This window comes from Algoriphagus sp. Y33, from assembly GCF_014838715.1.
Taxonomy (GTDB): domain Bacteria; phylum Bacteroidota; class Bacteroidia; order Cytophagales; family Cyclobacteriaceae; genus Algoriphagus.
Map to the genome: position 1 here is coordinate 3,797,485 of NZ_CP061947.1, position 14,102 is coordinate 3,811,586.

The window sequence follows — 14,102 nt, forward strand, 5'->3', positions numbered from 1 at the left end:
CGATGAAACCTAAGCTAATGTATCCTATCTCGTTCACCTTATTGATAGGAGTATACTTTACCCTTCTTTCTTTTTTGGAAAGCCCGGAAACAAACATCATCGGGGAGTGGAAAGAAGTATCATGGGAATACGAAAAAATGGATACGTTAGGCTTCAAAAGTGATCGTTTCGATTACATGCTTACAGACCATATCAAAGGTCAAATCAGTAAGAATCTGATCATCCATGAAGCCGAAATATGGAAGTTTGTATCAGACGAAACCCTGGAAATGAAAGGCAATAATTCTTCCAAATCGCTGCATTGGACGCTTAAAGGGAGGGGAAATATACTTCAACTCAACGGGGAAAAGAACATAATTGAACATTACCAAATACAAGAACTCAGTTCAGATAAAATGGTCTTATTCTTCAATTTTGACATGCAGGTACGCGGTATAGTGAAAATGACATTCGAAAGAATCAATGCTTAAAAAAACATGATTAGCAAACATATCGATAGAACCAACAAAGAGAATGTCCAACTTGGCTCGCTTACCGCCTTCTCGGCAGGCATGGTAAACGTGATTTCTGTGATTATTTTCTTTGCGTTCACCTCTAATGTAACCGGGCATTATGCCATTCTCGCCCAGGAAATTTCCCATGGCAACTGGTATCAGGCACTTGTGGTTTTAGGCTGGATCTTTCTTTTTTTCTTCGGAAATTTCGTTTCAAACATAATTGTGATCAATTTCCGAGACCGTAATGCATACCTCGCTCATTCATTACCCCTGGTTATAGAGATAATTTGTCTGCTCGCGGTAGGCACTTATATACAATTCTATTATAAAGAGACCCTGTTGGAAACCGAACTGATGGTGAGCACGATGCTCTTTGCCATGGGAATTCAAAACGGGCTTACAGCTACCATTTCCAACTCAGCAGTCAAGACAACTCACCTCACCGGCCTTACTACTGATCTGGGAATACTTGTATCGCTTTTCACCAAAGAGGAAAACCGGAAAAACCCGGCACTCCGGAGCAAGTGGAAATTGTTGCTTGCAATTATGGGTTCCTATCTTGCAGGCGGTATATGTGCAGGATACATCTATTTGACCATCGCCTATAACGTATTTTACATTGTATGCTTCTTTTTATTGATCGTGATAGGGTACGATTTCTACCGAACCAAGATGAATTATTTGCTTCATAAAAAGCAACCCTATTACAGAAAAACAATAAAGAAAACTAACCCTGCTGCTTACGAACTAAACTGATTTGGTAGCATAAAAAGAAGTTATCAATAGCTCCTGATTTTACACTAGGCAGAAGATCAATTATCAATCCGCTCATAGTTTCATAATGGTTTGTGTTATACGGAAAACAGACTTCCCTTAATTGAGGAAGTCTGTTTTTTTTATAGAAATGATTGGGTTAGCAAGACAGTTAATTCATTTTATATCCTCTCCCTTGATAGGCTTTTTGTGCCAATAGGAAGCGAGCAAAGAACCGGTCACATTCATCAAAGGGCCAAAAACAGCAGGAGCCAGACCCACAGTAGCTATTTTACCCATTTCCTTGGCGATACCTGAAGCCAATCCCCCATTCTGCATTCCCACCTCTATCGCAATAGTTCTACAGTCTTTTTCATTGAGCCTCAGCAACCTGCTCGCCCAATACCCCAGAGTATATCCTGCAAGGTTGTGAATTACCACCAGAATAATCAGCAGTGGGCCTATCTCCAATAAACTATCCCTGCCGGCAGCTACTATCACTATAAGAATAAGGGCTATAGCTGCCATAGAAATTATCGGCATCAGATCATCCAGCCATTTGGCTTTGCCTTGCAAGAAATAATTGAAAATCAGCCCCGCACCTATAGGTATAATCACCATTTTCACAATGCTAAACATCATATCCAGAACGTCAATTGCCACAAATTCCCCCGCAAGCCATCCCATCAAAAACGGAGTGACGAAAGGTGCCAACAAAGTGGTGACTGAGGTCACGGTAATAGAAAGAGCAAGATTCGCCCTAGCAAGGTAGCTCATTACATTGGAAGCCATTCCACTTGGAGAACAGCCGATAAGAATAATCCCGGCAGCTATTTCCGGCGAAAAGCCACTCATATTTGCTAGCGAATACCCAATAAAAGGCATTATGGAAAATTGGCAAAGCACACCTATGAGCACCCCTTTGGGCATTTTGACTACTCCGAGAAAATCTTTGATGCTCATAGAAGTCCCCATTCCAAACATAATTATCTGGATCAATGGAACTATCAAACCACTAAACTTGAAGCTTCCGTACTCAATGAAATAATGCGGAAAATAAAGTGCAAGTGCCACAGACCCAAAGATCATCATGGAGTAAGCATAGCCTTTTAATTTCGGACTTCCCAAAAATGTAATGGCGCAGCAAAAGAAAAAGCCAATCCATAGCAGTCCTGCATGTGCAATACCTAAAAAAAGACTAATGCCTAGTGCAGCAAAGAACATTACACCGGTGACAGCTGAAAGTATTTTAGTAATTGTTGGATTAAACATTGTTGGATTTTGGGTGAGGACGAATGAAAACAACCCGAAAACAGGTTTTTCAACTAGCTCTCGGGTATATCAATAGGTAAAATAGGTGTCTTAACTGTAAGTTCGGTCATGAGAGCGCTTTTCATTCCACATCTCTGTAGGAGCGAAAAAAGAACTATCAGACTTATGCAAATGCGCTTTCACCACTTCTTCATTCAGCTCGATTCCTAACCCTGGAGCATCCAATGGAACCGGTGCATATCCTTTGTCAATCATCTTGCCTCCACCTGTCATCGTCACCATATCCTCCCACCAAGGTATATCTACCGAATGGTGCTCTAACGCAAGAAAATTCTGTGTCGCGGCTGCACAATGCACATTTGCCATAAATGAAACAGGGGTACCGGCCTGGTGCATAGCCATACCAATTCCTTTTTCTTCCGCATAATCCGCGATTCTCTTTGTCTCCAAAAGACCGCCTGAGGATGCCAAATCCGGATGTACAATATCTACAGCATGATTATCGATGAGGTCTTTGAAATATTCCAGTAGATAGATGTCTTCACCGGTAGTCGTAGGAGTGTTCAGTGCATCCGTGATAGTCTTGTGCTGCTGCCACATCTGCCAAGGAACCATGTCTTCCAACCATGCCAGACGATATTTATCAAGTGCTTGGCCTAGCCGGATACAATTGTTCAAGTCAAAGTGTCCATAGTGATCTGTTGATATCGGAATATCATACCCTACCATACTTCTCACATTATCCACGATTTTTGCAAGCTCGTCAAGACCTTTTTCTGTAATCTGTACACCTGTAAATGGATGTGCTGTATTTGCATAGGACATATAGCCTCCCTGCCACTGGCTTTTCCCTTGCTTGAAAATCTCAGGATTCACAATACAGCCTGGGATATCCATAATCTCCCCAATCGAAACATCCATCTTCAACCACGTATATCCCTGCTCCTCAGTTCTGTATTTGATAAGTTTCCTTTGCTCTTCCGGAGAACTTGCTTCCGGCGTATCGGCATATAGCCTCACAGAATCCCTATATCTCCCACCCAGCAGTTGCCAGGCTGGCACATTATAGGCTTTTCCACAAAGATCCCATAACGCCATCTCTACTCCACAAACCCCTCCGGCTTGGCGGGACTGACCGCCAAACTGCTTGATAATCTTAAAAATTTTCTCCACGTTACATGGATTCTCCCCAAGAATACGGCTTTTCAGCATCAAAGCATACGTTGGATCTGCACCGTCACGTACTTCTCCCAGTCCGTAAATACCTTGATTGGTATCAATACGCAAAATGGCTGTACCTCCCATTACCGCAGTATGGGCGTATCTCATATCCGTAATTTTCAGATCAGACGGTGCAGAAGCTCTACGCAAATTTTTGGTCGTTTCGGCCATGGTATCTTCAATGCTTAGCCCCATGAGTGCTGTCAAACTCAATCCTCCCAGTGCTGTTTTCTTCAAAAAATCCCTCCTGTTGTCCTTTGTAAATGGATTGTCAATTTCTGCTTGCCTCTGCGCGGTATACTGCTGTTCTCTTGTTTTGTTTTTTTCTATCAGATCTTTAAGCGTGCTTTTCATAGTAGATTGGGTTATTGTTTATTATCAGTTTAATCGCAAATAATCATATTATAACTCGTGTAGTATTACCCAAGATCCGTCAGGTTTACACCATGGATTTTTGATGAATAAGTAGCTTCTTATGGTTCTAAATAGCAAAACCTGACAGGTTTATCCGGTACTTTTTACACTTAACATAACACTAGTTGAAAATAAGTTTGGTGAACTATCATCCAACCTCAATAATTTCTTTCTTTCAGATAATCGTCCAATTCTTCCTTAGTCATTGGAAGTTTTCCGGGGTAATTATTCAACCAGTCCAGAAAATCCTTTTTGATCTCCTCTGTCCACTGACTGTCTATCTGACCAGCCAGATACTTTCCTTCCCGAAGTCTTTGATGCCCGAATTCATCTCTTAATCCAGTCACTTCGGATGTCAACACCAGTTCCTCCACCAGATAGGCAGGAATAAAAATCACTCCGTATTTCTTCGCCAACACCACATCACCCGGAAGTACTGTTGCTCTCCCTATGCGAATCGGAGAATTAATGGACGTAAGCATCATTTGCTGGATGTAGGAAGGATCTTGGCCTTTCATCCAGGCATTGAAACCTTCGATTGCAGAGAGCCCTTCCTGATCACGAACCGAGCCATTGAAAATTACTCCCCGCTGGGATTTGGCGTAGATCGCATTTCCGAGATTATCACCGATCAAAGTTCCGTCCACTATCTTTCCATACCCATCGGCCACATATACATCTCCATTGGTAAGGATATCAATTGGCCAGGAGTTAGTCCCTCCTTTTGGGGATCTACCTTCTTTTTCTACTCCCTGGTCTTTAACTTGCTTCTCCAAATCAGGTCTTAGGGGCATGTATTGAGCTGTAACTACACGACCGGTCATTGCTTCCTCAGGAAGCATGATTTGCCAGTCCCCTTCATATTGGTTTTGATAGCCTTTGTTTCTAAGCACGCCCCAAGCCTCTTCGATGGAGATGTTTTTCAATCGTTCAAGAATGGAATCTGAGACCTTGGGTCTGCCGTCTTGAAAACGCTCCCCCGTCCAATCTGCGGTGAGGGCTTTGATGTATTCCGGGGAAGCTCCCACATGTTGTGCTGTAGCACTTCCACCCACTACAAAAAGGATCACAGCAAGTATACTCGCTAAGGCATGCGTCCCACGCAAAGCTTTAAATTCAAGATAAAAGATATTCATAGTTATTTGGCCAGGGTTTATCGATTTACTCAAGGTGCTGTTTTTTTAGTTATAATAAGGTTGGGACTTTCAATTGAAACGACCCTCTTTCTATGTTATATGGTCATCCTTACCATTAATTCTGGTTTATGACGGTGAAGTACCCCGGCATTATTCAAAAAAAGGAATCCCCGGAACTGCGTGTTTTTTCATTCCTTCCTCATTGATTTCCACTCCGATTCCAGGCTTCTCAGAAAGAGTGATGAAGCTATTTTCAGTTTTCGGGCCATCGTAGGTCACGATATCTTTCCAGAGATCGTCGGTGTCCATATAGATTTGCCATTCCATAATCTGGAAGTTTGGCACCGACGCACATACATGGCAACTCGCCATAGCGCCTAAAAAAGAAGCCACCATATGAGGAGAAAAAGGCACATAATGAAGATTGGCCAAATTGGCAATGCGCTGACCTTCTCCTAATCCCCCTGCCTTCTGCAGATCGGGCATAATGATATTCAAGGCTCCATCCGACAATAGTTTTGTAAATCCGTAGGCTAGGTAGATATTTTCGCCGGCACAGATCGGAGTGCTAGTCTCTTGGGTAATATGCTTATACATTTCCGGATTATCAGCAGGTATTGGTTCTTCTAAAAACATCAAATTCAGAGGCTCGTAAGCTTTCGCCATCTTCATTCCGGTTATTGCGTCATATCTCCCGTGCATATCTACACAGATATCTATATTGGGTCCCACCTCTTCCCTCACTGCCGCTATGGCATTGTACATTCTGTCTATTTCTGCCGGACTCGCTGTCCAGTTGTATCGGTCATATTTATTAGGATCTCTTGCATCATCTACATCAAATTTTACTGCGTTATATCCCCGGGAGACGGCATTCTTTGCAGCAGCGGCATAATCATCCGGAGTAGGATTGGTAGACGTATAAAGTGCTGTATCGCAATAGACCCGGATTTTATCTCTGAATTTCCCTCCCAGCAATTGGTAAACAGGAACGTTAAATACTTTTCCGGTAATATCCCAAAGGGCTGTTTCAATCGCTGTCAAAACAGCCACAAATACTCCGGATTGTGCACCACCAAAAAAAGCTCCTTTGCGGATTTGCTCTGCTAGTCGATTGGGATTTAGTGGGTTTTGCCCCCTAAGCTGTCTCCCCATGCGCTGAATCATGTAATAGGTACCTTGGATAGCATCTACTGCTTCACCACATCCCCAAACGTCCTGATCGGTATATATTTTTACATAGACTGCACCCCGCACATAGGCACACTTTACATCCGTAATTTTTAGATCTGAAGGATTAGAGTAGGGATTTTGTCGTGCCACTGCTTCATTTAAACCGCCAAAAGTCCCCAATAAGCCAGCGCCGGTCAGTCCGGCTACAGCACTTTTTTGAAGAAATGATCTTCTTGTATTTTTAGGTTTCATAGGTTTATCAGATTTTTAATTAGTTACCAGGTTCTGTTTTTGAGTATTTCTTGAATCTGCTCCCTTGCTATAGGCAATTCGTCAATATGGGCTTCAAGCCACTGAGAAAAGTCTTTTTCTATTTCATCAGACCACCTGGTATCGATATCACCGGCAGTATATTTTCCTTCACGGATTCGCTCATGCCCAAACATATCCCTCAACCGAACTACCTCAGAGGTAACTACTACCTGCTCGACTAGATGAGCGGGGATAAACGAAACTGCACCGTCACGACCTAAAACCACATCACCTGCCATCACTGTAGCTTGTCCGATTTTTGTAGGTTTATTGATACCGATCAGCATGGTATTTAAATCTCTAGGTTGGTTATGATGGGAAGGATGATATGTACGGTAATAGGAGGTGAAGCCTCCGATTTCTTTGAGTCCGGCGATATCCCTGATAGCTCCATTATAAACTATTCCATTGCCTGAATTGGCATAAATCGCATTGCCTACATTATCGCCGATAGTAGGACCTCCATCATGAATCCCGAACTGGTCGGCAACATATACATCTCCTTCTACCAATAAATCCACTGGCCAAACATTCTGTCCTTTCTTTCCTTCAGCTTTTCCACGGGCATCTATGGCTCCATGGATATCTGGCCTGCCAGGCATAAAAGTGGCTGTCAAAGCCCTTCCCACCATAATGCTGTCAGGATTGATCATCTCCCATCCATCTGCATATTGGTATTTGTAGCCTGCATTTTTCATCACTGCCCATGCTTCGTCATGGGTAACGATTTTCATTCGCTTCAATAGGTCATCAGACACTTTAGGGCGACCATCTTCAAATCTTTCTCCTTTCCATTCTTGGGTGAGAAAGAGCATTTCTTCTTTGGAAATTTGCTGAGAAAAAGATTCTATTACAACTAAGAATAGAAACAATAGGGTTAGATATGATTTGTTCATCTTGGAATATAACTAAAATCTAAAAAACCGAGTCTGGGTTTTCCAGACCCGGTTATGTTTCTATTTATCCCACCAAACTTTGGTCTCAAGGTTATCAGCTCCCTGAGCTGAAATAGCAGCTTGGACATTTTCGGAATTCACAGAAATTTCAGAATTCGGATAAGTTAATCGATTGATAAATTCCACGTCCCTTCCAGGATATGGATTTGGAGTCAATTCCGGATAGCCCGATCTCCTGAAGTTAGCAAAAGCTTCTGGACCATTCAGAAAGCTGGAGATCCAATATTGCGTGTTGATCTGCTCCATTGCCATAGACGCTTCGAAGGGATTTTGCTCGAGATATTGATCTATTTCAGAAGTGGAAATGACAGATCCTTCATCCACCGTACCAAGCTGATTCATATGGGCACGGACTCCGGCATTGTAGTACTCTTCCACCGATCCGCTGCTGATCCAGCCCCTTTCTCTTGCTTCTGCCATAAGCAAATAATTTTGCGAAGCAGTAACAAGAAAGTTTGGTGCAGTATTTTTGGTCACCCGTCTTCTATCTGCTTGCGCAAATTCGTAAAAACTGGCCAATCCCAATGCCGAAGCAGCACTTACAGCTCCTGCATTATCGTTCCCCATGGGCATTCCCACATGGATACTTGCATCATAGGTTTCATTGGCGGCTGTCTGCTCCGGACCTGATTTGGCACCTACATAAGTTACTGCAATTGCAGAAAGACGTGGATCATTCCTGTTTCGCAGATAGTCTACAAATGGTTCCGTTAAGTAGAAATTGGAAGCTTCAGTTGCATTCAGGAAATTACCGATGGGATTGGTGTAGTTTGGGTCATGGTTGATTTTGGCGTTATCGTCATTTGTCAAAATAACTCCCCCCTGCACGGCTACCTGTACCACTTGGGCAGCTGTGACGGGATCTACTTTGCTCAGCCGCATCCCTGCTCTCAGAAGCAGTGAATAACCAAAACTCTTCCATTTGTTCAAATCACCTCCGTAGAGAATATCAGCAGATTCCATAGTTCCGGAAAGATCCAAAGCTGCAGTAGCTTCAGTCAATTCTTTGATCAAATCCTCGTAAATAGCTTCCTGAGAATCATACACAGGCAGGTAAATCTGATCTGAATAGCCTTTGCCTCCTTCGAAATACGGAATACTCCCATAATCATCCGTCAGCACCATAAACGCAAATGCTTGAACAATTCTGGTCATATTCTTAAGATTGGCCCGGGAAGGGTTATCTTCTGTCTGGTTGATTACATCACGTGTATTTTTGATCACGTTTCTATAATATCCCTGCCACAGTTCCTGAGTCAAGGTTCTGTTATCTTGGTTGTAATTGGCTCCTGAGACCAGCCCTGAATTAGGGGTGACTATCTGCTGAACAATCCCAATATCATAGACTAAACTTCCATTCGGGTATGCACAGCCTACAATCGCGGCATTCAGTTGAAATACCGGATCAATTGAAGTTGCACTGACTTTATTGGTATTGAGTTCATCAAAGTTATTGTCGCATCCCGATGAATAAACCAATACTACTAGTATGAATATATAATTGATGATCTTTTGCATGTCTGTATAGCTTAGAATTTGACATTAAGATTGAAACCTAAACCTCTCGTAGACGGAAGGCCAGTGGACTCCAAGCCTACTAAGTTGTCTGAAGAATACCCGAAAGACTCCGGATCGATATTGTCAACCCATTTCTTGATCATAAAGACGTTATTTGCCACAAAATTTAGTTTAACCGACTTGAACGGCTGTTTTTCGGGCAGATGTTTCGTAAAATCATAGCCCAGCGTAATTTGCCGAAGCTTCCAATAACCACCATTATAAATCACCGGCTCCACCAAGGCTTGAGACCTTACGACCTCCCAATAGGATTGGACGGGTGCTACGACTGTGTTTGTCTCGCCGGCTTCATTGACACCTACGCCGATCACTCCTCCTTCTCTTCCTTCCAGAGTCATCTTATGAAGACCATGTCTGGTCGCATTGAAATTAGTACCGGAAAGCATGGTATTTCCTAGCTTGAAGTCAATCAGAAAGGAAAGCATCACTCCTTTATAATTGAATGAGTTATTGAATCCCCCCACCCAATTAGGTAATGCAGAGCCAAAATTCACCAAGTCATCTGTACGAAGTGGAATACCATTTCCACCAAAAACCTGACGTCCCTGCGCATCCCGCTTGAAGCCGAATCCCGCAACTTGCCCCATTTCCATTCCCACGATTTGTCTCAGCTCCCCATTGAAAACATGTGTGCCAACTGTGATTCGCTCTCCAGGAGTGTCTGTCAATAAGCTGAGCACCTCTGTCTTATTGTATGCCGCATTTGTGGTAAATTCCCAAGTGAACTTTTCGTTTTCGACGGGTACCAGGGTGAGCAGCATTTCCACTCCTTTATTTTCACTTTGACCACTATTGATAGATGTATTCACAAAGCCCGACGCGTCTGAAATCTGAGCACTTACTATCTGGTCTGTAGTAAGTTTTCTATAAGCAGCCATATCAAGATTCACTCTGCCTTGGAACATACTCAGCTCGAAACCTATTTCTGCTTCTCCGATTCTCATAGGCCGCAAATTTGGGTTGGGAAGGTTGGTGCCGTTTGGACCTCCGACAGGCTGTCCATCGAAAAGGTTGTTGTTGATACCATAGAAAAGCACATTTGAGTATGCTCCCACGTCTGCATCACTTCCCACCTCCGCGTAAGCTGCCCTCAACTTGCCGAAGTTCAACCAGCCCGTTGTTCCCGTATTTTCCGTGAACACCCAACTTGCAGATACTGAAGGATAAATAATGCTCCTGTTTTCTTTGGAAAGTGTAGAAAACCAATCATTTCGCAAAGTCCCTGTCAAAAACAGCATATCCTTAAATGAGAATTCTGCCGAACCATAGAGGGAATTTACCGCACGCTCATTCAAATCATAAAGAGGATCCTTGGCCCTTCCATTCTGCACGGTATACAATCCCCTTACAACAAAATCTGTAACCTGTACACTGTTGCGATCGGAACGACGCTGCATATGGTTTCCACCAAAATTTGCATTCAGTGTATAATCACCAAATTTATGATTCACATTAACAAGAAAATCCGTATTGATCTCACGGAATCGCCTGGATTCCTGAGTGTACATACCGTTGACAAATCCTGCAGGCGCAGCCGCCCTGGAAGCTTGACCTGTAGGAAAATTATTGTAATCCTGATCACGTGACCAATAATCCTCTCCCACTCTTCCTTGGATAAACAACCAAGGAAGAATGTCATATTTCACAGCTATATTTCCGAAAATCCTATCCCGTTTAATATTCTGAAATTGCTCTGCCAGGGTAAAGTATGGGTTGGTCCGGTTACGAAATCTTGAGTAAACAGCTTCGTCCCCATTTGCATCATACTTATTTTCATCCAGTACGTTCAGCGGCATAGAATTAGCCATGCTGTAAAGAGCCACAGGAATTGTATTGTCTTGCTCACCGATGTTTGGCGGGTTTTTGTTCTCCTCTACAGAGTAGTTAAAATTGCCCTTAAAGCTAAATTTAGGTGTCAAATCATAGCCAAAGCCCAGGTTTATTGTCTTTCTATTAAAGGTATTGTTGGGTACGATCCCCTTGCTGTTTAGATCCGAAAAGGATAGACTAAGCCCGCCTTTTTCAGTAGAGGTTGCCAGGGTTATTGAATTTGTCACATTTTGCCCGTTGCGAAAAAAATCATTGATAATTCCCCTTACAGGCTGGTAAGGAACCGTCACGCCGTCAAACAACATTTGTGTCATTCCGGGCTGGAACCTCTCTCCGAATGACCATTGCCCTGAAGTCGGATTTGGGGTGGTTGGCCTTACACCTTGTTCACCTTGACCGTATTCATATTGATAGTCGGTAAAATCCAAAGGTGCCTCATTTGTATAATTCAGATTATAGGTAATCCCGATTCCCCGCGTGTCATTCTTGCTTTTGGTAGTAATCATTACTACCCCGTCTTTGGCACGGGAACCATATAATGCCGCCGCTGCAGCTCCTTTTAGAATCGTCATGGATTCTACATCATCGGGATTGATACTGGAAAGCCCATCTCCGCCATCAGAGGTGTTTCCTCCTCCGCCCCGCACTCCTATACTGCTATCAGAAGCACCATTGCCAGGATTGGAACCAAAATTTGTGTTGTCAATAGGAACTCCATTAACCACTATCAACGGGTTGTTTTGCCCTGAAATAGATGATTGTCCCCTGATACGGATTTTTGAAGTGCCCCCGGGTCCGGAACCCAGTGCAGAGATAGATACTCCTGCTACTTTACCCTGAAGGGCATTCATCACATTGGGGGTTCTATTTACAGTTAGCTCATCTGATTTCACTGTGGAGGTAGCATAACCGAGGCTTTTGGCAGATTTTTCTATTCCCAAGGCGGTAACGACTACTTCTTCCAAGTCACTTTCATCTACTTTCATTGTCAGGTCAACCACGGATCTGTTGCCAACTGTAATTTCCTGATTGAGGTAGCCTACAAATGAAAAAACCAAGACGGAAGATTCATTTTCTGCGTTGATGGAATAATTTCCGTTGTTGTCGGTGACAGTACCTACGGAAGTTCCTTTCAGCAATACATTTACTCCCGGAAACCCCACGCCATTTTCATCCGTCACCTTGCCAGTGATTTGAACTCTACGTCTGTCATTTATAGAATTCACACTTCTGGCTATAGTTGCCTCAGACGTGGAAATTCTCCCTTCCGAAGATGGTGCCAGCGAAGCTGTTTGAATAAATCTCAAATCAGCTCCTTTAACGGATTGGTTAGACCTATTTTGGAATATCACATAAAAATTCTCACCTGCCTTCTCGTAGCTGAGACCAGTTTCTTTCAAAACTACTTTTAACCCTTCCTCCACTGTATTAAAGGAAGATTTTGATGATTTGATCTTTTTTGATTGTACCAATTCATCCTTGTAAGCTATCGAGACATTGAATTTGTTCTCGAATTGGGTAAGGACCTCTTTTAGGTCCCTGTTATCATATCTAGATGTAGAGGTATCTAGGTGTTTTTCCGAAGCTATCAAACCCTCGACTTGCGCTGATGCAAACCAAGAAATCGAATAGCTTATACATACTAATAGTACAAACTTTCTCATTGTAAACAGGGTTCAGGTTATTTGGGGAATACTTCATTTTGGGTTATTTAATCAGGTACTTATTGTGCTCGTCTACTATTTCAACATTGAATATTTTGGAAATCTGCGACATAAAACTTGCCGCATCACTAAGCGGCATAGAGCCTGATGCTGTTAGTTTTAGCACTTCATGATCTTGCACGTCAATATCAATCCCGTAATTATTTCTGGCCATCTTTATAATCTCTTCCAAGCTGGTCTCATCCAAGTGGAACACTTTGTCTTTCCACGAAGTGTAGTGTGTGGTATTTACTTTCTTACGCTGAAACTTACTCTCTTTAAATTCTACCAATTCTCCTGGACTCATCAGGATTTTGCCCTCTTTTTCTTTCACAGGAAAGCTCAGGGTCACCAGCCCGGAAGCCAGCACCACCTCTGTCTCCTGCGATCGGTTATAGACATTAAATTCTGTCCCCAGAACTTCTATAGCCACATTTTGTGAGCTAAATACTTTGAAAGGTTGATGATCTGTTTTATGAACCACACTAAAAAATGCTTCTCCTTCGATCCTGATTTCTCTGGCGGTTTGGTCTTCCCAATCATTAACAAAAGCCAATCTGGAATTAGAATTCAAGATTACAATGGAACTGTCAGGCAGCATGATTTCTTTGGTTTCTCCATAAGCAGTTTGATATTCTATTTCCCTTGGCAACTCATACCAATACCAGACAAGGAAGGCGAAAACAATAGACGCAGCCACAGAGGTTAGAGGCCAAAATTTCTTCCTTCGGGATGATGGTTTAAGAATCCTTCGGGGATTTTTAATATCAGCTTGTACAGCATCCCACACTGCATGCAATTCATCTGAATTCATTTCAAACTTTGACTTCTCAAGAGTCAAAACCAATCTTTTTGCTTCTTCCAGCAATTTTATTTTGGATGGGTTAGCATCTTTCCAAATAGTCCAAAACTCTTCATGAACCGGATCTGAAAAGAGCACCCATTCTTTGAAAAACGGATCCATGACAAAGTCATCTGTCGAAAAATTATCGTAATCGGTAGGTTGATGATTCACTGCAACTCTTTTGGTTAATACCTATAAGAGTATCACAGCATCAAAACCTCATCATTTTTTTTAATCTTTTTTGGGAAAAATTAAGTAAAGGCAAAAAAATAACCAATTAAAACTCTGATTAACAAGGTATTATTGAATAAAAATAGGTGTTTCCATTTTTATACCAACCCCTAGGATAAAGCATTGTAAGGTTCAGGAAACGCAAACATCAACACCACTTCGGCCTGCCCCACCTGGGTAGG

General features: G+C 42.6%; 10 protein-coding genes. 2 read left to right on the top strand and 8 right to left on the bottom strand.

The window, feature by feature from the left end; all coding sequences use genetic code 11:
* Positions 1-2 precede the first annotated feature (2 nt).
* Together ID165_RS15235 and ID165_RS15240 are read left to right on the top strand one after the other, a co-directional pair.
* Positions 3-470: a hypothetical protein gene (locus ID165_RS15235; RefSeq protein WP_192085777.1), complete on the top strand. Its 468-nt coding sequence runs from the start codon at positions 3-5 to the stop codon at positions 468-470.
* Between the two features lie 6 nt (positions 471-476).
* Positions 477-1,253: a YoaK family protein gene (locus ID165_RS15240; RefSeq protein ID WP_192085779.1), complete on the top strand. Its 777-nt coding sequence runs from the start codon at positions 477-479 to the stop codon at positions 1,251-1,253.
* 174 nt (positions 1,254-1,427) lie between these two features.
* On the opposite strand, the gene ID165_RS15245 is transcribed toward ID165_RS15240, so the two are convergent.
* From ID165_RS15245 to ID165_RS15280, 8 genes are all read right to left on the bottom strand, one after another.
* On the bottom strand, positions 1,428-2,522 hold the full coding sequence (locus ID165_RS15245) for a bile acid:sodium symporter family protein (protein WP_370539700.1): 1,095 nt from the start codon (positions 2,520-2,522) through the stop codon (positions 1,428-1,430).
* A 90-nt stretch (positions 2,523-2,612) separates the two neighbouring features.
* Positions 2,613-4,097: a mandelate racemase/muconate lactonizing enzyme family protein gene (locus ID165_RS15250; protein ID WP_192085781.1), complete on the bottom strand. Its 1,485-nt coding sequence runs from the start codon at positions 4,095-4,097 to the stop codon at positions 2,613-2,615.
* A gap of 218 nt (positions 4,098-4,315) precedes the next feature.
* Complete coding sequence (locus ID165_RS15255; protein WP_225586772.1) at positions 4,316-5,293, bottom strand: RraA family protein; 978 nt, start codon at positions 5,291-5,293, stop codon at positions 4,316-4,318.
* 150 nt (positions 5,294-5,443) lie between these two features.
* A complete protein-coding gene (locus tag ID165_RS15260; RefSeq protein ID WP_192085783.1) occupies positions 5,444-6,718 on the bottom strand; it encodes a mandelate racemase/muconate lactonizing enzyme family protein in 1,275 nt (424 codons plus the stop codon).
* Between the two features lie 23 nt (positions 6,719-6,741).
* Positions 6,742-7,674, bottom strand: a complete 933-nt coding sequence (locus ID165_RS15265; protein ID WP_192085785.1) for an RraA family protein — start codon at positions 7,672-7,674, stop codon at positions 6,742-6,744.
* Between the two features lie 60 nt (positions 7,675-7,734).
* Positions 7,735-9,252: a SusD/RagB family nutrient-binding outer membrane lipoprotein gene (locus ID165_RS15270; protein WP_192085786.1), complete on the bottom strand. Its 1,518-nt coding sequence runs from the start codon at positions 9,250-9,252 to the stop codon at positions 7,735-7,737.
* Positions 9,253-9,263: 11 nt separating this feature from the next.
* A complete protein-coding gene (locus ID165_RS15275; protein ID WP_225586773.1) occupies positions 9,264-12,806 on the bottom strand; it encodes a SusC/RagA family TonB-linked outer membrane protein in 3,543 nt (1,180 codons plus the stop codon).
* A gap of 43 nt (positions 12,807-12,849) precedes the next feature.
* A complete protein-coding gene (locus tag ID165_RS15280; protein ID WP_192085788.1) occupies positions 12,850-13,860 on the bottom strand; it encodes a FecR family protein in 1,011 nt (336 codons plus the stop codon).
* Between the last annotated feature and the right edge of the window lie 242 nt (positions 13,861-14,102).

What these genes read in the sequence shown, in the direction of transcription:
- ID165_RS15235 (WP_192085777.1), top strand. Translation starts at nt 3, where the DNA reads ATGAAACCTAAGCTAATGTATCCTATCTCGTTCACCTTATTGATAGGA.
- ID165_RS15240 (WP_192085779.1), top strand. Translation starts at nt 477, where the DNA reads ATGATTAGCAAACATATCGATAGAACCAACAAAGAGAATGTCCAACTT.
- ID165_RS15245 (WP_370539700.1), bottom strand. Translation starts at nt 2,522, where the DNA reads ATGTTTAATCCAACAATTACTAAAATACTTTCAGCTGTCACCGGTGTA.
- ID165_RS15250 (WP_192085781.1), bottom strand. Translation starts at nt 4,097, where the DNA reads ATGAAAAGCACGCTTAAAGATCTGATAGAAAAAAACAAAACAAGAGAA.
- ID165_RS15255 (WP_225586772.1), bottom strand. Translation starts at nt 5,293, where the DNA reads ATGAATATCTTTTATCTTGAATTTAAAGCTTTGCGTGGGACGCATGCC.
- ID165_RS15260 (WP_192085783.1), bottom strand. Translation starts at nt 6,718, where the DNA reads ATGAAACCTAAAAATACAAGAAGATCATTTCTTCAAAAAAGTGCTGTA.
- ID165_RS15265 (WP_192085785.1), bottom strand. Translation starts at nt 7,674, where the DNA reads ATGAACAAATCATATCTAACCCTATTGTTTCTATTCTTAGTTGTAATA.
- ID165_RS15270 (WP_192085786.1), bottom strand. Translation starts at nt 9,252, where the DNA reads ATGCAAAAGATCATCAATTATATATTCATACTAGTAGTATTGGTTTAT.
- ID165_RS15275 (WP_225586773.1), bottom strand. Translation starts at nt 12,806, where the DNA reads ATGAGAAAGTTTGTACTATTAGTATGTATAAGCTATTCGATTTCTTGG.